19 protein-coding genes are annotated in these 24,221 nt (G+C 35.6%); 12 read left to right on the forward strand and 7 right to left on the reverse strand.

Features of this window, described 5'->3' with window-relative positions:
* Positions 1 to 87: 87 nt before the first annotated feature.
* The gene (locus ACH2CJ_RS12785; protein WP_394993199.1) at positions 88 to 717 is read right to left on the reverse strand and encodes a viroplasmin family protein; all 630 of its coding nucleotides are present in this window, start codon (positions 715 to 717) and stop codon (positions 88 to 90) included.
* 163 nt (positions 718 to 880) lie between these two features.
* Between ACH2CJ_RS12785 and ACH2CJ_RS12790 the strand changes: the two genes are divergently transcribed.
* Positions 881 to 2,782, forward strand: coding sequence for an AAA domain-containing protein (locus ACH2CJ_RS12790; RefSeq protein WP_394993200.1), 1,902 nt, complete (start codon positions 881 to 883; stop codon positions 2,780 to 2,782).
* Positions 2,783 to 2,848: 66 nt separating this feature from the next.
* Here ACH2CJ_RS12790 and ACH2CJ_RS12795 read toward each other — a convergent pair whose 3' ends face one another.
* Complete coding sequence (locus ACH2CJ_RS12795) at positions 2,849 to 3,676, reverse strand: sterol desaturase family protein (RefSeq protein WP_394993201.1); 828 nt, start codon at positions 3,674 to 3,676, stop codon at positions 2,849 to 2,851.
* A 125-nt stretch (positions 3,677 to 3,801) separates the two neighbouring features.
* Complete coding sequence (locus ACH2CJ_RS12800; RefSeq protein WP_394993202.1) at positions 3,802 to 6,606, reverse strand: DUF5689 domain-containing protein; 2,805 nt, start codon at positions 6,604 to 6,606, stop codon at positions 3,802 to 3,804.
* 203 nt (positions 6,607 to 6,809) lie between these two features.
* Between ACH2CJ_RS12800 and ACH2CJ_RS12805 the strand changes: the two genes are divergently transcribed.
* Entirely contained in the window at positions 6,810 to 7,328 is a 519-nt protein-coding gene (locus tag ACH2CJ_RS12805; RefSeq protein ID WP_394993203.1) for a D-glycero-alpha-D-manno-heptose-1,7-bisphosphate 7-phosphatase, read from the forward strand.
* 6 nt (positions 7,329 to 7,334) lie between these two features.
* On the opposite strand, the gene ACH2CJ_RS12810 is transcribed toward ACH2CJ_RS12805, so the two are convergent.
* Positions 7,335 to 7,460: a hypothetical protein gene (locus ACH2CJ_RS12810; RefSeq protein ID WP_394993204.1), complete on the reverse strand. Its 126-nt coding sequence runs from the start codon at positions 7,458 to 7,460 to the stop codon at positions 7,335 to 7,337.
* 102 nt (positions 7,461 to 7,562) lie between these two features.
* The gene (locus tag ACH2CJ_RS12815) at positions 7,563 to 9,059 is read right to left on the reverse strand and encodes an arginine decarboxylase (RefSeq protein WP_394993205.1); all 1,497 of its coding nucleotides are present in this window, start codon (positions 9,057 to 9,059) and stop codon (positions 7,563 to 7,565) included.
* 201 nt (positions 9,060 to 9,260) lie between these two features.
* On the opposite strand from ACH2CJ_RS12815, the gene murC reads away from it, so the two are divergent.
* Together murC and ACH2CJ_RS12825 are read left to right on the forward strand one after the other, a co-directional pair.
* Positions 9,261 to 10,727, forward strand: a complete 1,467-nt coding sequence (gene murC, locus ACH2CJ_RS12820) for a UDP-N-acetylmuramate--L-alanine ligase (RefSeq protein WP_394993207.1) — start codon at positions 9,261 to 9,263, stop codon at positions 10,725 to 10,727.
* Positions 10,728 to 10,855: 128 nt separating this feature from the next.
* The gene (locus ACH2CJ_RS12825) at positions 10,856 to 11,473 is read left to right on the forward strand and encodes an NUMOD4 domain-containing protein (RefSeq protein WP_394993209.1); all 618 of its coding nucleotides are present in this window, start codon (positions 10,856 to 10,858) and stop codon (positions 11,471 to 11,473) included.
* A gap of 114 nt (positions 11,474 to 11,587) precedes the next feature.
* On the opposite strand, the gene ACH2CJ_RS12830 is transcribed toward ACH2CJ_RS12825, so the two are convergent.
* Both ACH2CJ_RS12830 and pafA read right to left on the reverse strand, forming a co-directional pair.
* Complete coding sequence (locus ACH2CJ_RS12830; RefSeq protein WP_394993210.1) at positions 11,588 to 11,902, reverse strand: hypothetical protein; 315 nt, start codon at positions 11,900 to 11,902, stop codon at positions 11,588 to 11,590.
* 3 nt (positions 11,903 to 11,905) lie between these two features.
* On the reverse strand, positions 11,906 to 13,540 hold the full coding sequence (pafA, locus tag ACH2CJ_RS12835) for an alkaline phosphatase PafA (protein WP_394993212.1): 1,635 nt from the start codon (positions 13,538 to 13,540) through the stop codon (positions 11,906 to 11,908).
* A 265-nt stretch (positions 13,541 to 13,805) separates the two neighbouring features.
* On the opposite strand from pafA, the gene ACH2CJ_RS12840 reads away from it, so the two are divergent.
* From ACH2CJ_RS12840 to ACH2CJ_RS12875, 8 genes are all read left to right on the forward strand, one after another.
* Positions 13,806 to 14,135 carry a hypothetical protein gene (locus ACH2CJ_RS12840; RefSeq protein ID WP_394993213.1) on the forward strand — a complete coding sequence of 110 codons (330 nt, stop codon included), beginning with the start codon at positions 13,806 to 13,808 and terminating at the stop codon, positions 14,133 to 14,135.
* A gap of 170 nt (positions 14,136 to 14,305) precedes the next feature.
* Positions 14,306 to 16,870: a YbcC family protein gene (locus ACH2CJ_RS12845; RefSeq protein ID WP_394993215.1), complete on the forward strand. Its 2,565-nt coding sequence runs from the start codon at positions 14,306 to 14,308 to the stop codon at positions 16,868 to 16,870.
* A 2-nt stretch (positions 16,871 to 16,872) separates the two neighbouring features.
* Positions 16,873 to 18,744: a proton-conducting transporter membrane subunit gene (locus ACH2CJ_RS12850; protein WP_394993216.1), complete on the forward strand. Its 1,872-nt coding sequence runs from the start codon at positions 16,873 to 16,875 to the stop codon at positions 18,742 to 18,744.
* A gap of 105 nt (positions 18,745 to 18,849) precedes the next feature.
* Entirely contained in the window at positions 18,850 to 20,445 is a 1,596-nt protein-coding gene (locus tag ACH2CJ_RS12855) for a SulP family inorganic anion transporter (RefSeq protein ID WP_394993217.1), read from the forward strand.
* 256 nt (positions 20,446 to 20,701) lie between these two features.
* Complete coding sequence (locus tag ACH2CJ_RS12860) at positions 20,702 to 21,490, forward strand: DUF2490 domain-containing protein (RefSeq protein WP_394993218.1); 789 nt, start codon at positions 20,702 to 20,704, stop codon at positions 21,488 to 21,490.
* A gap of 122 nt (positions 21,491 to 21,612) precedes the next feature.
* Positions 21,613 to 22,065, forward strand: coding sequence for a beta-carotene hydroxylase (locus ACH2CJ_RS12865; RefSeq protein ID WP_394993219.1), 453 nt, complete (start codon positions 21,613 to 21,615; stop codon positions 22,063 to 22,065).
* A 36-nt stretch (positions 22,066 to 22,101) separates the two neighbouring features.
* A complete protein-coding gene (locus tag ACH2CJ_RS12870) occupies positions 22,102 to 22,899 on the forward strand; it encodes a DUF3050 domain-containing protein (protein ID WP_394993220.1) in 798 nt (265 codons plus the stop codon).
* 372 nt (positions 22,900 to 23,271) lie between these two features.
* Positions 23,272 to 24,039: a hypothetical protein gene (locus ACH2CJ_RS12875; protein ID WP_394993221.1), complete on the forward strand. Its 768-nt coding sequence runs from the start codon at positions 23,272 to 23,274 to the stop codon at positions 24,037 to 24,039.
* Positions 24,040 to 24,221: the final 182 nt, after the last annotated feature.

Raw genomic sequence — 24,221 nt, forward strand, 5'->3', positions numbered from 1 at the left:
TAATTAAATATGAGATACGGGATATGGGATTCGAGACAAATTTTAAAAAAAACTTGTATCCCGATTCTTGTATCTCCTATCTAGAAATTATTTCCTTCCAAAATCAGCAGGATTTTCACCCCAATAATCAGTTTCCCATTTTAGCACTTTATTTGGGTAGTTATTTTCTTGCAACCACTTTACGGCACGTTCCAACAAATCAAAAACTTCGGTATTTCCTGCACCTTCCTCTAATTTTGTATTGGCTTTTTTATTTTTTACCCAACTGATAGCAGTTCGGGAGTCAGAATAAATTGGTAAGAGAGAATTGTTTTTTTTTAAATGAGCCAAAGCATGAACAATCGCCAAAAACTCACCGATATTATTGGTTGCTTGAGGAAATGGCCCTTTGTGAAAAAGTCGTGCCTTGGTTTTAAGATAAAAACCTTGGTATTCCATATCTTTTTTTACCGAATTCCAAGCAGCATCAACTACAACCGACTCTACATTTGGTGGCGGAAAACCAGATTTTAAGAGTTTGGTTTGCTTCTGCTCTGCTTTCTGAACATGCTTCCAATAGTTTTCTACTAAAGCCTTTTCTGCTTCACTTTTCGAGTCGAAAGCCTTATATTTTGCTCCCTGAACTCCCTCAACTTGCCTTTTTGCTTCGTCCCATGAGTCATAAACTCCTTTCTTACGACCCTCCCAAACGGTATAAAACTTTTGTTTCTTTGCCATTTTGCAAAATTGCAGAAATTTGTTGTTCAAAAAAGTAAGTGAGTAAAAAAAATGATAAAATTTTTGTTTTTATAAACAAGTAAGACTTGGGTCGAGCTTTAACTGACGATTAGAAGCCGAATTATGAAAACAATTCTAAATCAATATTTCTGTACCTTTGTGTATGAATTATTTCAAAAAATTACTTGATTTGCTAAAAACTGAGCGTGAAGAAGACCACAATCAGTATCGAAAACTCACCGAACAATCTTCTGTTGCCGAGCGACGAGCCAATGGACTTACGTGGTATCCTGTTGCTATCAGAGGCTCAGAAATGAGTCGTGGCGATTACCTGACTGTAGAAATAGAAAGAACCACGCATCAAGATATTTCGCACCAACTTCGCACAGGAATGCCCGCTGTTTTTTTTGGCAATCACGACCCAAAAACCGACCGTGTAGAAGGAACGATTTCTCACCAAAATGGAAACCGATTAAAAATTACACTTCGTACCGACGAATTGCCAGACTTTGCCCGTGATGGAAAATTAGGCATTGACGTACTTTTTGATGATAATAGTTATGATGAAATGCAAGCCGCACTCAAAATTGCAAATGATTCGGCTGAAAAACCTGAAGGAAATTTGATAAGGGTTTTGACTGGTGAAAAGCAGCCAACATTTCATTTAGATTTGCCAAAATATGACATTCCAAAACTCAATACTTCGCAGCGTTCTGCGGTTCATAAAATACTTTCAGCCAATGAGTTAGCAATCGTGCATGGCCCACCAGGAACTGGCAAAACTACCACTTTAGTACAAGCAATCAAAGCACTAATCAAACAAGACCATAAACAGATATTGGTAGTTGCACCAAGCAATACAGCTGTTGATTTATTGAGCGAAAAACTCCACGAAGAAGGTTTGAATGTGCTACGAGTTGGAAATCCTGCACGGGTTACTGAGCGATTATTGTCGCTAACTTTGGATGCTAAAATGTCGGAACACCCGATGATAAAAAATGCCAAAATACTAAAAAAACAAGCCAATGAATACAAAAATATGGCTCATAAATACAAAAAAAGTTTTGGAAAATCGGAGCGTGACCAACGTAAGTTATTGTTTGAAGAAGCCCACAAAATTATGAAAGAAGTGGGCAATACAGAGCAGTATATTATTGATGATTTGGTAGCAAAAGCTCAGGTAATTACAGCAACTTTAGTCGGCTCAAATCATTATACGGTGCGAAATATAAAATTTCATACAGTAGTTATTGACGAAGCTGGACAAGCTTTAGAACCCGCTTGTTGGATCTCGATTTTGAAAGCTCAAAAGTTAATTTTAGCAGGTGACCACTGCCAATTAGCCCCTACTATTAAGTCAAACGAAGCAGCAAAAAATGGACTCTCGACTACACTTTTAGAAAAATGCGTAGCTCTTCATCCCGAAGCAGTAACGCTTTTGGAAGAACAATACCGCATGAATGAGCAAATAATGACTCATTCGTCAAAGGTTTTCTATAATAATCAACTAAAAGCCCATGAATCAGTTGCCAAACATTTGCTTTTTGCCAATGATGCACCTTTGGCCTTTATTGATACGGCTGGATGTAGTTTTGATGAAAAACTTGATGGTACAAGTACGACGAACCCCGAAGAAGCTGCATTTTTATTTAAGCATTTGAATCTTTTTGTTAATGAATTAAAGACTCATTTTTCAAAAGACAACTTTCCAAGTATTGCAATTATTTCGCCTTATAAACAGCAAATCAATATTCTAAAAGAACAACTCGGACATTCACCCGATTTACAGAATTATTTGAGCAAAATTTCAGTAAATACGATTGATAGTTTTCAAGGGCAAGAGCGAGATATTGTTTATATAAGTCTTACCAGAAGTAATACCGAAGGAGCAATTGGCTTTCTGTCTGACATTCGCCGAATGAACGTAGCTATGACTCGTGCCCGAAAAAAATTAGTTATTATTGGCGATAGTGCAACACTGGCAAGCTCGCCTTTTTATGCCGATTTTATTGCTTTTTCGCAGAAAATTGATGCATATTTTAGTGCTTGGGAGTTTCAAAATTAATTTTGAATGCTTTATTTATTGAATGAGTGAATGTTTTTTCTATCATTCACTCATTCAAAATTGCCCCTATTCCCTTGCTACCTTGCGATATTGCTCAAAAGGGATTTTAAGTAAACTTCCCAAGCGGGCATTTTCTTCGGGTTTCATGTGCGTATCAATTCCGTAAACAATCTTATCACGGTCGAGCGTCATAAATGTTCCAAAAATTCTGTCCCAAATTGAGAAGATATTGCCATAATTTGAGTCCGTATAAGGCAATACGTAGTGATGATGTACTTTATGCATATCGGGCGAAACAAGCACCCAACTCATTGCATTGTCGAGCCATTTTGGAATAACAATATTGGCATGATTAAACTGAGAAAGTAACACCGAAATTGCCTGATACATGAAAACCATCCACATCGGAGCTCCAGCAATCACGATGCCCATTGTCGTGAAAATAAAACGAAAAACGCTTTCTCCTGGGTGATGACGGTTCGCCGAAGTTGTATCAATATTAGTGTCAGAATGATGAATGAGGTGAAAACGCCACATCCATTTCACTTTATGTTCTGTCCAATGCACAAACCATGCTCCTATTAAGTCTAAAAGTAACAAGCCAACGATGGTGAAAGCCCATAAAGGCATTTCGGGCAACCATTGTAAGATTCCAAAATGATTCTGTACCGTCCAGTTGGCCGATTGTAGCAAAATAAAAGCTAATACAAAATTGACAATGATTGACGTAATAGTAAAGAAAATATTGACTCCCGCGTGCTTTATTTTATTGTATTTAAACTGGAAAAGCGGAACGGCATATTCAGCCATCCAAAAGAAGGCAATACCCCCAACTAAAATAATACTACGGTGCGATGAAGGTATGGTGGCAAAATAATCTACTATTTGTTGCATAAAGCTTATAGGGTTTTTAGTTTATAACCCTAAAAATAATGCAAATGTTTCATAAAACAATGATAAATGTAACAAAACCCCACCCGACCCTCCCCGATGGGGAGGGCTTTAAAAATATCTACTTTTTATTCTTTCACTATCTTAAATACCTTTGAATGTTGTTGTTTATCTACGATTTTGAGTAAATAAATTCCTGCCGAATGCTTCGATAAATCTTGATTTAGTAATGGTTTTACGGAGTCCCAAGTACCATTTCCTTGAAAAATTAAATACCCTTGTGAGTTTGAAAGTTTGACTTGTAGCGATTGTTTACTCAAAGTTTCATCCAAACTCAACTCGATTTCGCCCAATGTTGGATTTGGAAAAGCCCTTGCATTCAACGCTATCATGGGTTCGGTGGCTGTTGGCGGAGCGATAAATTGAAATCGAGCAAAAACTGGGATATGGTCGGAGGTTGTAGAAGCATAGTTTTTCAAGAATGTAAACGGTAAACCTACCCCAACTGAATTTGCTAAATAACTGGTTTTCAGCTCATTAGAAATAAAAATATGGTCAATCACATTTTCTTGCGAAATATAAGTGCGGTAGCTATCATCACTCAGAGCCTTTGTGAGGGCTTGCCAACGCTCGGTATCATCCACGTATTTTTTATAACTTGATTCTTTGGTTGAGATAATTGTAGAAACCGTTTCATCAACATCATCATTAAAATCTCCCGCAATGATGATATTTTCTTTCGGAAAATGAGCATCAAGGCTATCTTTTAGCACTTCTACATCATATTTTCTTTGACGATACTGCAATTCTCGGTCGGCTTCAGTGCCAGTTGTTCCGCCTGTATTGGCTCTTGCATGAATACCAATAATGTGCAAACGTTGCTTCACGCCATCAACCGTAACATCGGCAACCATCAAAAAAGGTAAACGTCCACTTGCCCAAAAACGAGCAGGGTCAGATGGATAATTAGGCAAATTTGTTGCACCAGTGAGCAATGGTCGGGTCGAAATATTTTTTACCACATCGGTTTTGTAAATAAAGCAAACTCGTTGGGCATCATCCGCTACACCGCCCGCCGAAATTGCCGATGAACAAACACCTTCATAGCCCTTCATTTTTGCCACTAAATTCTTGAAAGCAGTTGGATTTGCCACTTCTTCCAAGAAAAACAAATCAGATTTGAGCGAATCTAAGGTTTGTAGAACATTGGCTTGTTGTTGTGCTTCGTCAGTTGGACCATTGGCAGTATTTCCGTACCAATAAATATTCCATGCAGCTATGTCGAAAGTTTTGTCGAGTGGAACAGTTGAAATCATGCCTTGGGGTTTTCCAGTACCTGGAATATCAGCTTGTGAGCGAGAATAAACTTGGTAACCATCGTTGAAACGCCCCACAACGCCCGAAATCGTAAAATTTGCTTGTGGTTTTGTACGTCCATCAATGTCAGTTCCTTCCCAGATTCTCACGGTTGCATTCGCTGCTCCTTCGGCAACAGTATAATTTGTATTTGGTAAGAAAACGAACTTTTTATCTGCGAAACTGACATCTTTTACCGAAATCAAATTCCCTTCATTTGCCGATAATTGACTTGTAATAATTGGTTTTGGCGTTAAAACTTTATTTGTCGTGCCGATTTTGGTAAATTCTGAACTTTGAATGTATAATTGCTTACTGATATTGGATAATTTTCCAAAAACCTGCACCGAATCACCCACTGCAATCGAAGTCGAAACATTGCCAATCGGAATACCGCCCGTAGCATCTTGGATATAAACCAAATTATTGATTTCACCAGCCGAAGTTACTCTTCCTGCGAGTTTTACCGATGTCTGCTCAACCAAAGTCTTAACTTTGCTAATAGTCTGAATTTCATTCGATGGCGGATTTACTACTAATTCAATCGCCACTTTTGGGTTACTCTGAATTACTTTTTTATCTAAATTAAATATCAAATTTGTAGTAATACTGCTTTTTTGAGTGCTGGCAATTCTTAAATATATTTTCCCATTATCAATGTTTCCATTTTTATCTATCGGATAAGCAATCGTACTTAAAACTGTGCCTGAAAAGTCTTTTTTGGTTGAAAAATCTAAGCCATCGCCAATAATTTCAAACAAATTTCCTGCAAGATTCCCACCCGAAAATAATAAAGAATCGACAGTTATAGCACTTGTGACTTGCTTCGGTGCTTTTATAATTGTGATATTCGGAGCATCATTTTTGTTGAATAAATCTTCCCATTTTGTAGCCACCACGATTCCATCAACTCGCACCGTTGGAGCATTAGCGGCTGTTCCTTGCCGAAGTGCAATCGTTCCAATATCGCTGTCAGTGTCGCTTTCTGCCGTTGGTGTCGTCGAAATCGGTGTTGTTGGTTCTTTGTCTGTAATCACAGGATTTACATATAAAACCACCTCATCGTCGGTCGTACTTCCACTTTTAATGGTATATTTTAGTACAAAAAGGTAAGTTTTGTTTAATTCATAGACAGTAGCGGCATAATTTGGCATATTACTCGCTTTGGCAACCCCTACTTGAAAACCAGTTCCACTTTTTTTTGCAAACATTTTTCCACGAAAAATTGAACTTAAAGTAGTTGGTCCCAAATGTAAAAAATAATCGCCTGCATCTTGTGCTGCCGACACATTGAGCAAAAACGAAACATAAACTGTCCCATCTTTTACCGAAGGAAAATTGCGGTTAATGTCTTCACCCGAAGTAGTCAAACTTGCGGCACCGTCCATATTTGTTAAACCTGTATATACCAAGCCATCGGCAACCTTGATGGCATTTATTCCTGCTCCGCTATGGGCAGTCCAGCCATTATTCGTGAGCGTTTTACCTGTGGCATATTTGAAATCTTCGGTGAATAACTGGGCAAATAATGAAGCAGAAAGTAAAAATAAAAAAGTAGTAAGTAGCGTTTTTAGCATTGTTTTTGAAGTTTTTTTTACAAATATAGCACGATTAAAAAGATTTGCGAGAGTAGTAAGATTCATTTCCCTGATTTTTTTAATTTAGTTTGCCACCATTTCTTAACTTATTAAGATAGAAAAGGGCTGAAAAATATTTTTCCTTGGAAAAATCTAATTTTAATTCTATTTTTTCTTTTCTTTGTACCAAAAAATATTGCTGAATGAAAAAATGTATTTTCCTTGACCGTGACGGTGTATTAAATGAAGAACAACATAACTATGTTAGTTGTGAAGAAGATTTCATAATTAGAGAAGGGGTTGTAGAAGGTCTTGTTTTACTAAAAAAAGCGGGTTATTTACTCATTGTTGTCACCAACCAAGCAGGAATATCGAAGGGTATATATTCTGAAAATTTAGTAAAAGATTTTCATAATATCTTGCAAAACAAATGCGGAGGACTCATTGACGACCTTTATTTTGCCAAACATCACCCAAGCTATACTTCAAATTCACTACTCCGCAAGCCCGATTCGCTCATGCTCGAAAAAGCAATGGCTAAATACCACATAGACTCTACACAATCATTTATGATTGGCGATGCCGAACGAGATGTAAAAGCAGGAAAAAAAGCGGGTGTAAAAACAATTCATATCACTGGTGGTAAAGAAACAACAGATTTAGCCGACTGGCAATTTAGCAGTCTGTTGGAAGCTTCACAGTTTATTACGAAAGCAGTTTAAAATAACTCAACAATTTTTCTTCTCTACAGCATTTTTAGGCGAGATTTTGCCATAAGCAGGGCATTGCTGACGGCGACATGACGCCATTGCTATAATCATTAAAAGGCTTACTATCAACAATTTAGGCTTCATTGGTAAATATTTTTATTGGTTTTTTCAATATATTTAGTTTTGTGTGGTAGATAAATACCACACAAAATCTTATTTCTAAACGTTATTCTCAAAAGGATTATTTTACACCAACGCCTCTTCTTCCAATTCTTCTATTACTTTTTTGTTCTTTTTGGCAACACCATTGTTAGCTAATTTTTGGGGTTCCGTCTTTTTTTCAGATTGATAGCCCAAAATCTTCATCATTGAATCACTGTCTTGCTCTCCCGCAAACAATTCGGTTGTGATGTTTCCATCATCATCCAAATTTACCAAAACGTGTTGCGGAGCAGGAATTAAGCAGTGCTGAATTCCACCATAACCACCCAATGATTCTTGATAAGCTCCCGTATGGAAAAAACCAATATATTGGTCTTCGTTATCAATGTCGAAAACAGGCAAATACAAATCTTCGGAGTGAGCTTCAGTATTATAAAAATCGGCGGAGTCACAAGTCAATCCACCCAAATTTACTTTTTCATACGGACTGTCCCAATTATTGACAGGCATCATGATATATTTCTGACCAATTCCCCACGAATCGGGCAATTGCGTAATAAACGAGCCATCAATCATGTACCATAATTCACGGTCATTTTGCTGTTTTTTGTCGATGACTTTATAAATAACTGCTCCACTTTCACCAACGGTATAGCTCCCAAATTCGGTAAAAATATGCGGAACTGGTACATTATTTTTATTACAAATCCATTGAATATTTTCAATTATTTCGTCAATCATTGCTTGATAATCGTAATTGAAAACCAACGAAGTTTGAATCGGTAAACCTCCACCAATATCAATCGAATCAAGTTCTGGACAAATCTTTTTCATCTCGCAATATTTAAACATAAAACGAGTCAGTTCCGACCAATAATAAGCATTATCTTTGATGCCAGCATTAATGAAAAAGTGCAACATTTTGAGCTTAAAACGTGAATTTGGCTTAATTTTTTCCAAATACAAACTATTAATATCATTGTAACGCACACCTAAACGAGAAGTATAAAAAGCAAAATTTGGCTCTTCGTCAGTCGCAATTCTGATGCCTACACTAACAGTTTCGGCGGTAGAGTTTTCGAGATAATAATCAATTTCTTTCAGATTATCTAAGATAGGAATACAATTTGTAAAGCCATCATTATGCAAGGCTGAAATATCTTCCAAATATTTCGGTCGTTTATAACCGTTTGAAATGATATAAGTACTCTTATTAATTTTTCCTTCTTCATACAAAGCCCTGATAATATTAATATCAAAAGCCGATGAAGTTTCTAAATGCACATTACTCTTTAAAGCAGTTTCTATCACAAACTTAAAATGTGATGATTTCGTACAATAACAATAAGTATAGTTACCTTTATAATTATACTTTTTCATAGCATTTCTGAAAAGCAATTTGGCATTATCAATATGCTCGGCTATTTTTGGCAAATAGCTTATTTTCAGTGGCGTGCCATATTGCTTGATAATATCAGTCAAACGAACGTTATTAAAAAGGAGTGTATGGTTATCATCAACACCAAATTCCCGAGTTGGAAATTCAAATGTTTGTTCTATAAGATCTATGTAACGTTTCATGTCAACTGGAAATTTGAAAAATATGTGCAAATGTCATATTAAATTAAGAACTTTGCAATGAATTTATTAGCTTCTTTTGGCTTTTAGCAATTAGCTATTAGCATTTAGCTTAAAATAAGATTCTCTCAAATTGAGAAACTAAAGTTTTCTATTAAAATTTAAAAGCCAATAGCTAAACGCTAACGGCTAATAGCCTTTCTTATGTCCAAAAAAATACATTTTATTGCTATTGGCGGTGCTGTGATGCACAACCTCGCCCTTGCTTTACACAAAAAAGGGTATCAAGTTACTGGTTCGGATGATGAAATAAGCGACCCATCAAAAAGCCGCTTAACGGCAGTAGGTATTTTGCCTCTTGAACTTGGTTGGTTTCCTGAAAAAATAACGACAGATTTAGATGCCGTTATTTTAGGAATGCACGCCTTTGTTGATAATCCAGAATTAGCAAAAGCCCAAGAATTAGGTTTGAAAATATATTCTTTTCCTGAATATATCTATGAACAAAGCCTTAATAAACAAAGGGTTGTAATAGCGGGAAGTCATGGTAAAACCAGCATTACAAGCATTATTCTGCATGTTTTGAAGTTTTATAACCGAAAATTTGATTATTTGGTTGGGGCTCAAATCGAAGGTTTTGATATAATGGTTGAACTCAATGACGATTCGCCAGTAATTATTATCGAAGGCGATGAATATCCTGAGTCGAAGATTCATCTCAAATCAAAGTTTTTGTTCTATCATCCACACATTTGTTTGATAAGTGGCGTTGCTTGGGACCATTTCAATATTTTTACAACTTTTGAAAGTTATGTACAAACCTTTGAAGAATTGGCAGATGGTTTGCCAAAAGCAGGAACAATTATTTATGATGAAACCGACGATATTGCCAAAGTTATAGGTGAAAAAGACCGTGCCGATGTATCTAAGTTTCCTTATAAATCTCATCCATATAAAATAGAAAATGGAAGATGTGTTTTGCTGACTGATAAAGGTGAAGTGCCATTAGAGATTTTTGGAGAGCATAATATGAAAAATCTTAACGGAGCAAAAATTATTCTCGACCGATTGGGAGTGACCGATGAAGAATTTTATGAGGCTATAAAGCATTTTACTGGGGCATCTAAACGCTTGGAAAAACTTGGAGAAAATATAAATACTTTGGTTTATAAAGATTTTGCTCATGCACCATCAAAACTTGAGGCAACTACAAATGCCACCAAGTCACTGCATCCAAATCGTCGACTGATTGCTTGTTACGAATTGCATACATTTAGTAGTTTGAACAAAGATTTCTTGCCCCAATATGACCAAAAAATGGAAGATGCCGACTTGGCAATTGTTTTCTATTCGCCACATACGCTCGAAATGAAACGTTTGGCCATCATTTCGCCTGAAGAAATAAAAAAGGCATTTGGCGATGAAAACTTAATGATTTTTACTGATAGTCAGCAACTTAGAGATTTTTTAATGAGTCAAAACTGGTATCAAACCAATCTATTGATGATGTCTTCTGGTACATTTGGTGGAATAGATTTAAATAAACTATCGGCCGATATTTTGGCAAAAGACGTAAAAGAGGAATTTCCCAAAGTAAAGGTTATTTCACAACCAAAAGAAGATAAATCTTGGTCAGGATTACTTTCGCAATTTAAAAAAGCGTTCGATTAAGTTTAAAGGTCTGAATGCTGTAATAATGCTAATAATTCAGACTTTTAAATGTTTATACATTTATTTTGCTAATGACTGAAAGATGGTTTTTTATTCATTTCTAATGAATATGAAATTTGATAAAGAAAATGGAAGAAATTAAAGAGTCAAAAAAAGTTATCCCTCCAATAAGAGCTACAATACCATTTAAAACTTATCCCACAGAAATTTGGAAGGAGTTTTTTCCCGAAGGACAAACGAGGCGTTATATGGTTTCAAATTTAGGACGAGTAGCTTCTTTTTATAAAGATGTAAATATAGATGGGTATATCTTAAAATTGACGAGTGGAGAGGTGAAAAGTGGGTTAAAAATTTCGCTTAAAAGATATTATAAAGATGATAATGCTAAAAGTGTAGCTGAAAATCAGTCTTTTCCAGTTCACAATTTGGTTGCTGGGCAATTTTTAGAAAAAACTGACCCCGACCAAAAGAGAGTGCTTCATATAGACTATGATAAGACGAATAATTTTGCTTCAAACTTGAAATGGGCAACCCTCGATGAAGCCTTGGCACATCTAAAAGCAGACCCATCATTCAAGCCAAGAACCAAGGGGCTAAAATTGAATGTTGATAGAGTACGACTTATTAAAAAGAAACTTGCCGAAGGAAAAACTAAGCAAACAATATTGGCGAAACAATTTGGTTTGTCAGAAATGGCAATTTATCGCATAAAAACAGGCAAAAACTGGGCAGATGTGAAGATTTAAAGTGATCAATAATTGATTACTTATGGCTAGTAAATACAAAAGTTAATAGATAGTTGAATGAAAAACGATACCCAATATTTTTAAAAACTTATTGGATAGACTATCAACAATCAACTATCTATATTTCCAAAAAGTCCAAAGTTTTCTATTTCTTAAGTAGCTAAAATCTTCTTCATTTTCGTAGGCTTCACGCTCAAAACTGATTTGTCGATAAGCCGCCCAACCACTTCGGCATTGGGCATAATGATAAAGCCACTCTACTAAATACCAGATATAAAAAGGAATTATCAATAATTCTAATTGTTGCCGAATATGGATTCGCTCATGGTTGAGCAAAACCATACTCGGCTTTTTTGGTTGAACAATAATGAACGGAAAAAGCGTAATTCCTTGTATTTTTTTGAATGGAACCCCTTTAATGATTATCATTTTTTATTTCACAAAAACATCTTTGATCGGCTTTCCTACGCAGCCATTTGGCTCTAAAATATTGAGCAAAGCTGCCAATGTTGCTGCAATATCTGAAATATAAGTTTGCTCAACAGTTTCTCCCTGTGGAATTTTCCAGCCATACCAGAGCAAGGGTACGTGGCGATCGTATTGCCACATCGTTCCATGAGTTGTTCCTTTCTTTGAACCATAAAACCATGCTGGTTCAAGCAAAAGCATAATATCACCGCTACGTTTGGGGTTATAAAGATTTTCAACAAGTGCTTTATAATATGGGGGAATAACGGCTGAGCTTAAATCATGTAGATTTACAACCTGATAAACCGATGAGCCAAGCGTAAGGGTTTTCTCTTTCACAAATTCATACATTTGACTCATTGTCACATTTTTCTGTTTCATCAGTGAATGGTCTAAATATATCTGATAATTATCTTGGGCTTTTATCCATTTTCCTTCTCCAAATTTTTCAACCATTTGCCCATTCAGATAATTAAATTCCTTCGCTCCCTCGCCAACACCTGCTGGAATCTTGTGTTTTTTCAAAAATCCAGGAATATCCGCTACTCCGTGGTCGGCGGTTAAGAAAACCAAATAATTATTTTTGCCCAAGGTAGCGTCCAAATTGCTAAGAATTTCAGCAATATCGCGGTCAAGGCGAAGATAGGTGTCTTCAATTTCAATCGAATGAGTACCCGTTGCATGACCCACATAATCAGGCGTTGAAAAACTCAGACACAAGAAGTCAGTTTCTTTTCCTTGACCCATAGCTTCATTTTTTAGCGTTGCCAATGCAACTTCTTTCGTAATTGTATTACCATAAGGCGAAGTTAATAATGCACCATAGTTACTAACTGTGTGCGGAAAAACTGGCAATTTTTCGCCAGACAACACATTTTCATATTCTTGGTTATCTTCTTCACTTTCGGTATATTGCTCAATTGGCAGCAAGGTTTCCCACTTCTGAGAAATCAATTTATCGGGCATTTTCTGAGCATTGAAATCTTTCATCCATTGTGGCAATTCCTTCATGTAGTAGGTACTGCTAATCCAATTCCCTGATTTAGCATCGAACCAATAGGCAGCATCTGCTGAGTGTCCCGCTGGTAAAATACCTCCTCTATCTTTCACTGCTATTCCGATAACTTTCGAACGAAACGATGTAGCTAATTTAAGTTGATCTGTAATGGTGGTCGTGTGCATATTTACAGGCGATCGCTTGCCTTCAATAGCTGTAACATCTGTTCCAACTGCACGCACAGTTGTATCTTCAGCTACATAAACCGAGCGATTTGCCAAAGGATCGTACCACTCATTGCCAATGATACCATTAACAGCTGGTACTGAGCCTGTATAAACAGCGGCATGCCCTGGGCCTGTAACGGTGCTTGCGTAGTGATAATGGTTGTTTTTACAATTAAAACCTTGATTCATGAGTCTTTTGAAACCGCCTTCGCTATATTTATCATAATAACGATAGAGATAGTCGTAACGCATTTGATCAACCATTATTCCCAAAACTAATTTTGGTTTGGCAGCATAAACAACCGTTTTCTTTTTTTGAGCGAAAACGAAAAGCGGTAATGTTATTAAAAGAATCAGATAAATTAAATGTTTCATGTTGATGATTAAAAAAGTGGTTGATGCCTCAAAAATAGTTATCTTCTTTTAGAAACGTATAGAAGCATCGTTAATTTATTAAAAAGAATAATTCAAAACAGAAAACAAAACTATACCGATTTCAATATTTTATAGTAATAATCACCAAATAGTACAACTTTAATTGAATTTTAACCCTCCATTTTTATTTTGTTTCATTCAAAAAGATAAATTTGTGTGTTAAACCTTTAAACATGTAGGTTAATTAGAAGAATTTAAGCTATTTATGAAAACTTTTTTTGTCTTGATATTCATTAGTTTTAAGCTCATCGCCTTTCCCGTAGGCAATGGAAAAGCTATGTTTTCATTAGACACGAAAACACCCATTGTCAAAGAATTTCAAAATGCTGTTAATATTGCTTCTTTTGACGAAGAGTTGAATGAAACCGAAGAATCTGAAAATGATTCGAAACACACCATTGTAGAGAAATCAAGTTTTCGTATCCATGATTTCTTTTCTTCACTACTTACACTAAGCAACCCTATTTGGGCATATTCTTCGCAACCGCATTCTTGCCAGCAGCTTTATAGGCTGTTTTTAAATTTTCGTCTTTGATTTTACAAAATTTCATCTACAATCCTGAACATTTCAGCATAATTCTGCCTTGCAATAAACTCATAATTTATTGTTAGTCAGTATTCTACAAAGAAAACCACACTGTCTCAGCAATTAATCATTCGTGAATCTGTTTCAGTATTTCTGTCAATAAAACTAATAGTATGTCTATGAAAGTACAACATTCAGAAGGGTTGCCGCTACAATTTGATGAACATCATGTTATCGATAAATTGAAGCATTATTTACCAACGCAAACGCCACTCAAAGACTTTATCCACCACAATACGCTACACGCTTTTCAGGGAATGAAGTTTTATGATGCTATTTTTAAAGCGTCCGAAATTTTTGGTTTTGAAGTTACATTTCCAGTCGACGATTATCGAGAATTGTATCGAAACGGACGAATTCGTGCTGACATTCTTTCCAAAGTAATCAATGAAAGAAAAGGAGAAAAAGACTCGGCGTTTTGGAAAAAAAATGCACTCACCAAACAATATACTGACCCATTTGCACCAAGAGTGGGTCGTTTGAGAGCCAATTGGAAATCAATTTATAAAATTGATTTAGATACACTTGTTCAACCATTATTATTCAGAATCCTGAGTAGTTATTTAGACCAAGGCATTGCCTTATGGCATTTTCCGAATGAAGATAAAGGTTTGCTATATGCGATCAAAGAACTTGAAGAAAATAGCATGAGCAGTTTTTTTAAATCAACCAGAGCCAAACAGCTTTTATTAGACGAAAATAGTTCTATCGAAAAATTATTGTCTATTGTAGTTGGTAAGGAAGAATATTTCGAGCAGTATATATTCGACCAACAATTTAGCCATCGTGGTTGGAGTGGTATGGTTTCTACCATTGAAGACCAACCAGACAGTGTATTATATCCTAAAAAAATTGCCTTACACGACCTAATCGTTTTAGACCTTCTGTTCGAAATTGATGCCTTAGATACCACTTTAGGAGACCGTTGGCAACCATTATGTGCCAATATTAGTACAAAACCACTTGATTTATTTGCTGATATAAAAACCAGCGAATTGCATGAAGTTTTGATGATTTGGCAAGATTCTTTCGAATGGAGCTATTATGACGAAGTGCTTTCGGCTCTGAAACACACCAAACAAAACAAGAAAGACAAAAAAGACATAGTCAAGAAGACTTTCCAAGGTATTTTTTGTATTGATGAAAGAGAAGATTCACTACGCCGACATTTGGAAGGAACTGATCCCGATTGCGAAACTTTAGGTTGTCCTGGTTTCTTTGGTGTCGAATTTTATTTCCAGCCACAAAATGGAATGTTCTACGAAAAACTTTGTCCAGCACCTGTTACTCCAAAGTATTTGATAAAAGAATACGATGTAAAAGAAAAGCGTAAACACGAATTCTTATACACAAAGAAAACCCATTCGTTTATTGAAGGATTTTTTATTTCGCTTTCTTTAGGAGCAGTAGCTGCATTTAGATTGGTACAAAATATTTTTAGTCCTAAAATGAGTCCTGCCATTTCAGATGCCTTTGCTCATATGAATTTGAATGGACAATTACATTTTGAAAATAAAAGCCCCGATGATAAAGAAAATGGTTTACAATTAGGCTTTACCATAGACGAGATGGCATTGAGAGTTGAAAACTTACTTCGAGGCATCGGAATGATTAAAGACTTCGCTCCTATTGTTTATATAACTGCTCATGGTTCGAGCAGTGCCAATAATCCGCATCATGGAGCTCACGATTGCGGTGCTTGTAGCGGACGACCAGGCTCGGTCAATGCCAGAGTGTTTTCGGCAATGGCAAATCATCCTAAAGTAAGAGCGATTTTGGCTAAAAATGGTTTGGTCATTCCTGACGAAACTCAATTTGTTGGTGCTTTGCACGACACCGCCAGCGATGAAATTGCCTTCTATGATGAGTCTATTCTATCAACCAATAATGCAGCTTATCATATAAAAAACAAAGAAGCATTCGAAAATGCTTTAGACCTTAATGCCAAAGAGCGTTCACGTAGGTTTGCTTCGATTGATACCAAACAAGACATCAAAAAAGTACGTAAAGCAATTCGTAAAAGATCGGTTTCGTTGTTTGAGCCTCGCCCCGAATTAGGACACGGCACAAATGCTTTGTGTTTTGTAGGGCATAGAAGTTTGACCAAAGATTTGTTTTTAGACCGACGTGCTTTCATGAATTCGTATGATTATAAAACCGACCCTACGGGCAAATTGCTCTTAGGAGTGATGCGACCATTACCACCCGTTTGTGGCGGTATAAATTTGGAATATTATTTCTCCCGAATGGATAATTACAAATTGGGTGCCGGCACAAAACTACCTCATAATGTGGTTGGGCTGATTGGTGTAGCCAATAGTAGTGATGGCGATTTACGCCCAGGCTTACCACTACAAATGATTGAAGTGCATGACCCTGTTCGCCTGATGATTTTGGTAGAACATTATCCAGAGGTTGTTTTGAAAACTATTCAAACTGAAGCTACTTTATACGAATGGTTTAATAATGGATGGGTACAGTTGGTAGCTATTCACCCTGATACAAGTGAGTTTTATTACTTCAAAAATGGTGAATTTACTCAATATATTCCAATAGGCGATAAAGTCAAAACTTTCAGTGATGTAAACAAGTTTTTGGAAGCTGCCGAAAGAATGGAAATGGTAACCAACCATATTTCGCATGCTACTAAAGAAAACCTTCCTATTCACATAATCGAAAAATAGATATGATAAATCAATTGCTAATATATTTTATATTAATTCCTTTTGTTGGACTGATTCTGAGTTCATTTTTTGCCAACAAACAAGAATCCATTATTTACGGAATTACGATCACAACCATTGTTACTCATGTGCTTGGGGCATTGGCTTTTACCATATTTTGGCTTCTAGGAAAAGATTCTACCATTTTTTATGAAGGAATTGACCTGTACAAGACCAGCAACACCCATTTTTCGATTGATTTTTATTTCGACAAAATCACTGTCTTTTATGGCATGATAGCTTCAATAATTACTTTTTTGGTGAGCAAGTTCAGTCGTACCTATATGCACCGTGACAAAGGTTTTAAGCGTTTTTTTAATAACGTTTTGTTCTTTTATCTTGGAATTAATATCATCATTTTTGCAGGAAATTTCGAAACGCTTTTCATAGGATGGGAAGTTATCGGTATTGCTTCATTTCTCTTGATTTCGTTTTACAGAGATAGATATTTGCCTGTTAAAAATGCCTTGAAAGTAATTTCATTCTATCGTTTGGCCGATATTTTCTTGTTATTGGGTATTTGGGTTTGCCACCATGTATTTGAGCGTAGTATAACCTTCCAAGAATTACATGATTTGCAAGTACAGCATCTACCCATTATCGAAAATGATGCCTTCAAATTAGCTATTCCTTTGATATTTTTGGTGGTAGCTTTGATAAAATCGGCTCAGTTTCCATTCTCATCTTGGTTACCCCGAGCAATGGAAGGGCCCACAACGTCAAGTGCTATTTTCTATGGTTCGCTATCGGTGCATATTGGGGTTTTCTTGCTTCTTCGCACCTCGCCATTATGGGAAGACAATACTTTGTTTAAAGTAATTGTTGTCTGTTTTGGACTGTTTACGACATTTACAGCCAACGGAATTGCAAGAGTTCAATCAACCGTAAAAACCCAAATTGCCTATTCTTCTATTGCCCAAATCGGACTTATGTTTGTCGAGGTAGCTTTGGGTTGGCATTGGTTAGCACTTTTCCATTTTGCAGGAAATACATTTTTGAGAACTTATCAATTATTAGTTTCTCCATCGGTGCTAAGTTATATGATTCACGACCAGTTTTTCAACTTCATTAAACCACAAAATCAAATCAAGACAAATTTCTGGGGAAAAATCAGAATGACGATTTATGTTTTGGCAATAAAAGAATGGAATTTAGATTGGTTTATGTACAAATGCCTTTGGAATCCTCTGAAATCATTAGGAAACTCATTGACTTTTATTAGTAACAAAGGCATTTTCTTCTTCTTTGTTCCTGTTTATGCCATTAGCTTATTTTTGGTTTATAACGACCACTTAATCCCTGTAAATATTAAAGGTTATTTGCCAATATTATACACAATTATTGGTTTAATAATGATTCTGAAAGCATTTACTGAAAGAAAAGATGCACGAATGGCTTGGTTACTAATCATTCTCAATCAGTTATTTACTTCCTTATCAATTGCCTTCAACGAACAATTTGAGTTTAGTCAAATTCATCTCTATCTGAGCGGAATCGTTGTCTCAGGAATAATTGGCTATTTAATATTAAGAAAATTAGTGAAAGAAAAAGAATCGGTTTCTTTAGATGGTTTTCACGGACATTCTTATTTATATCCAACATTAGGCTTTGTTTTCTTAATTGTTAGTTTAGGTTTATCAGGTTTTCCTATCACGCCTACATTTATCGGTGAAGATATCATCTTGGGCCATATTCATCAAAATCAATATCTCATGATTACGCTCACTGCCATGAGTTTGATTCTCGATGGTTTAGCTATTTTCCGAATTTATGCTCGCTTATTTTTGGGGCCTCACTATAAAATGAATCACGAAGTAGCTTATAGAAGTAGTTAAAAAATGACAGTTAGCTGTGAGCTACATGGCCTTTAGCTTTCAAGAATTTTATCAGTATCATTTTGAAATATTATTTAAAAACAGGATAATAGCAAAACGCAAAAAATGGAAACAGAAAACAAAAACCTAAAACTTCCTCTCGACGGCTTGGCTGGCTTGAAGGAAAATTTTTCAACTGATGCAATTTCAGGCTTTATTGTATTTTTATTGGCCCTTCCGCTAAGTTTAGGAATTGCCAAAGCATCAGAATTTCCCCCAATAATGGGCTTAATAACTGCCATTATTGGCGGTATAATAGTTAGTTTTTTTATGGGCTCTCGCCTTACAATTAAAGGGCCTGCCGCAGGTTTAATTGTGATTGTAGCAGGTGCAGTTGGCGAGTTTGGTGGTGGCGAAATAGGCTGGCACTTCGCTCTCGGAGCAATGGTAGTTGCTGGTATTGTTCAAATTTTATTTGGTGTTTTCAAATTAGGTAAGTTAGCCGATTTCTTTCCCCTCTCGGCAATTCATGGAATGCTGGCCGCCATCGGTTTGATTATCATTGCCAAACAGATCCCAGTTTTATTAGATGTTGCACCTGCAATGGTAAAAGGAAAAGGACCAATCGAATTGTTGGCTTCCATTCCTACTTTTATAATGCACATGGATCCTAAGGCTACTTTGGTTGGTCTGGTGAGTTTAACAATCATGTTGATTTGGCCATTTATCAATCACCCAATCAAAAAAATACCAGCTCCGTTGATGGTTCTTTTATTCGCAGTTCCCGCCGAATTGATGTTAGATTTTCAAAAAACAGAGCCTGCTTATGCCTTGGTTCATATCGGAAATCTATTAGAAAACGTTAAAATTAATGTCGATTTTGCAGGTTTTGCACAAACAGGTGTTTTCATCAAATATGTAATTATGTTTGCATTGGTAGGAACATTGGAGTCGTTGCTGACAGTAAAAGCGATTGATATGCTCGACCCATTTCGTCGCAAATCTGATACCAATAAAGACTTAATTGCAATTGGAATTGGTAATACTTTAGCCGCCATTTTAGGTGGTTTACCCATGATTTCTGAAGTAGCTCGTAGCTCATCAAACGTTAATAATGGAGCAAAAACCCGTTGGGCCAATTTCTTTCACGGATTTTTTATCTTGGGCTTTGTATTATTAGCTTCGCATCTTATCGAACTCATTCCAAATACAGCATTGGCAGCCATGTTGATTACGGTCGGTATCAAATTAGCTCATCCAAAAGAATTTATTCAAACTTTTAAAATCGGAAAAGAACAATTAGCTATCTTTTTAGTTACTATTTTCTTTACATTATTTGAGGATTTATTGGTTGGAATCGCCGCAGGTATGTTACTCAAAATTATCATTCACTTGTTCAACGGAGCTCCTATTGGTTCGCTTTTCAAAGCTCCAGTAATTGTTTCATTTACTGAAGATTCTTATTTAGTTGAGATTGAAAAATCAGCAGTATTTACTAATTATTTAGGAATTAAAAGTAAATTAGATGCTATTCCTCCAGGCTTTAATATAACGATTGACTTAAAAAACACCAAATTGATTGACCATTCGGTAATGGAAAATCTTCATCATTTCGAGCATGATTATAATGCAAATGGTGGTCATGTTTCTATCATTGGTCATGAATCTCATACGCCAGTTTCGAAGCATCATTTAGCTGCCAGAAAAAAACAAATATCATAAATATTTTTACAGGATAGAACATAAGCTACTGAAACAAAAATAGAACATAAGCTACTGAAACAAAAGAAGTATTGAAGGTATAATTTGAAGGCTTAATCGCTTAAATTATGTACTTTCACTTCTTTTGTTCTCATAGCTGATATTTCTATACACCAATTTTAAAAATTCACTTTCCTGCTACCAATCACATATAATCGTTTTTCTATCAACGTGTGTTTAAATGAAATTTATCAGCAAAACTAAAATTGACTAATTTATGAAAACTTTTAAAAATATAATCCTAAAAATATTTTTGTTAATCGCCATCTTTGGCTTGCCTTCACAAGCTCAAATCAAAAGTCAAAACAATGATATTTGGTTGCATTATGTCGGCAAAAATATGCTTACCAAAAAGCTATCCTTTACTTTAGAAGGCTCTATGCGATATGCCAATGGTTTCAGTCAAAAACAGCAATATTTCATTCGCCCATCGTTTGATTATCAACTAACTAAGCATTTTTTGGGGAGTATTGGATATAGCCATTATAATACTTATGTCTATGGAAGTCCTGCCATTAATAAAAGACAAATTCCCGAAAACCATGTTTGGCTACAAGGTACTTTAAACCATCAATTTGGTGATTTGAAACTAACTAACCGTTTGCGAGACGAATTTCGTTTTGTAGGCATTGCATCTGCTCCAAGCGGTTCTACTGAATACTCGATAAACGATTATAAATACCGAAATCGTCTCCGTTACATGGTTTTAGCAACCTATCCAATCTTGAAAAAAGACAAAAAAACCACCTTGTTTGGTATTTTAGGTGATGAGGTATTCATGAATATTGGTGCTTTAGGAACAGATTTAAGTAAAAACAACGTAGGGAAGACTTTCATGAACCAAAACCGAATTATTGCTGGCTTGGGCTATATCATTAATCCGCATCATCAAATACAGTTGAGTTATATTCATCAAAATATTTGGAATTTCTCTGATACGATTGAAGAAAGCAACCCGACGGTAAGGATTTCGTATTTGACTAACTTTTCGTTTGCTAAGAAATAAAAGCTTTAGTGATTGTTTTGAAAAGTCTCTGTTTGTTTTCAAATAGGGACTTTTTTATTGCTTAACTCAAACATTCATTTGTAATTTTGTGTTATTATTGTATAAATTTGTTTGATTATATTATGCTTCTAAAGTTTTTAATAGTGCTTGGCACATTTGCATTCATGGAATTTATGGCGTGGTTTGCCCATAAATACATCATGCACGGTTTTGGCTGGGGGTGGCACGCCGACCATCATAATCATCGCAAAGGTTTTTTCGAGAAAAACGATTATTACGCAATCGTTTTTAGTATCGTTGCTTCATCAACAATCATTTATGGCAATACCCACGCCGATTTCTGGTATTTAACTTGGTTTGGTGCGGGCGTAACTTGTTATGGAATTGCCTATTTTGTTTTTCATGATATTATTGTGCATCGTCGAGTGAAGATAAAATTTGTAGCCAAAAGCAAATACATGAAGAGAATCATGCACGCTCATTACATTCACCACAAAGTACATACAAAAGAAGGTGCAGAGGCTTTTGGGTTTTTGTACGCTCCCGAAAAATACGAACCAAAACAAAGAGAATAGTTAGAAATAATTTAAAAAAACGACCAATCACAAAATATGAACGACCATTTAGAGAAAATTAAAAAAGTAACTGAACCTTTAAGACAGCAAATTATTAACCATAAAGTTTACTCAGCAATCAATGACATCGACGACTTGAAGGTTTTTATGCAATATCATATTTTTGCTGTTTGGGACTTTATGTCATTATTAAAATCTTTACAAAACAGTTTGACCTGTACTTCCGTGCCTTGGTTTCCTAAGGGTTCGGCAGACACAAGACACCTTATTAATGAAATAGTTGTTGGTGAAGAAGCTGACATTGATAGTTTTGGGAACAGGAAAAGTCATTTTGAACTGTATCTGGACGCTATGCACCAATGCGGAGCAGACATTTCTCAAATTGAAAAATTTATAACAGTATTAAAAAAGACAGAAGACTTTAATTCAGCTTTTATTGCTTCCGAAACACCTAAAGAAGCTCGTAACTTTGTTGAATTTACATTTAAAATTATCAGAAGCAATAAAGACTATTTACAATCGGCAATATTCACATTTGGACGTGAAGACCTTATCCCTGGAATGTTTATTTCTATAGTAAATGACATTCATAAAAACTTCCCAGATAGTATTTCAATTTTCAAATATTATCTTGAAAGACATATAGAGGTTGACGGAGACCATCATAGTCATCTTGCATTACAAATGACATCAAACCTATGCGGGTCAGACGAACAAATTTGGAAAGAAGCTGAAAATGCGATTATCGAATCTTTACAAAAGCGTATTGACCTTTGGGATGGTGCATACAAACAAATAATTAATAGAGCCACTACTGCTAACATTAGGTTTTGAAATAGTGAGGCTTGACGGAATAAGCCCCAACATTTGTAATTCTATTGTGCCGCATCGGTGGTTCGATTCAGTTATGAGCGACGGAATGCTCAATCCCCACTATCGCAAAGCCCTGTTCGTTGTTGGTATGACCAAAAAAGGTGTACATCTAATAGAAATGATATACACCTTTTTAATTATAAAACAACGTAAATACTACTTATCAATTACCATTCCGAAGACCCTTCATTATTATTGAATAACATCAATATACTACATAAATAACTGATTATTAAATAATTATACTTCAAAATAAATATTTCAATAGTAAATTGTTTTTAGCACGATTTTTGCTCCATTTAGTAACAAAACGACACTACAATTCGTCTATTTATGAAAAAAACTGCTAAAAATTTAATATTGTGTTTATTGATTAACCAATCAATTGCTCAAACAAATAGCATACTTTCGGAGTCAGTATATCGCAGCTTCTATAACGAAACCATTACCATTCGCCCAGATAATCCTGAAAAAGTGATTAAGAAGCGTTATGGCGTATTTATTGACACAACTCGAAATTCGGTTTTCTGTAAAAACCTCGACGAACGAACCGAATTTGATGATTATCACCAATCACTAATTTATCGAGCGTGTCGAGATTTTAAGGCTTCAAAAAAAATAAAACAATTGTGGTCATTTAAAGACGATCCTGTGTATAGTTCTCTTCCAAAAAAATGGTTTGAAGCACAAGAACTCAATGGAAAAACTTATATTTTCTGCCCAAAAGTACTGAAAGGTCATTATTATTTCCATCTCACCGACTCCACAATTATTGTTAGTAAAGGAGAAGGCCCAAATACTTATTTCATCAAATCGGTAAAGAAAGTTCAAAACTCAATCATCATCGAATGTTTTCAAGGGTCTAAATTTACCATAAAAGTACTTGATGAAAAGACTCATTTGGCTATTTGGAAAATTGAAGATACGAGTTTTGAGCGAGGAGTACACTATCGCTTATCGGTGCCTGTGAGCAGCTTCAAGTACTACAATATGATTGTCAATCACAGTGCCGAAGATAAAGTACCTGACGACTTTATTTTTGATGAAATAGACTACGAAAATTTCCTTTCTTTTAAAGTAGAAACTAAGGAAAAGTTTTGAGATGGAGTGGACATTCAGTCAATCTATAGAAGATTTTTTTTAGGAGCTGAAAGCTCCTAAAAAACTATCGCCTTTGTTACTATTCAGGTGATTTAATTATAATTTTTCAATAAAATATATAAAATTATAAAGAATTTTTGAGTGATTTCAGAAAAACAGCCTCAAATCGTATTTTTCTAATA

Source organism: Emticicia sp. (assembly GCF_043780375.1).
Classification (GTDB): Bacteria; Bacteroidota; Bacteroidia; order Cytophagales; family Spirosomataceae; genus Emticicia.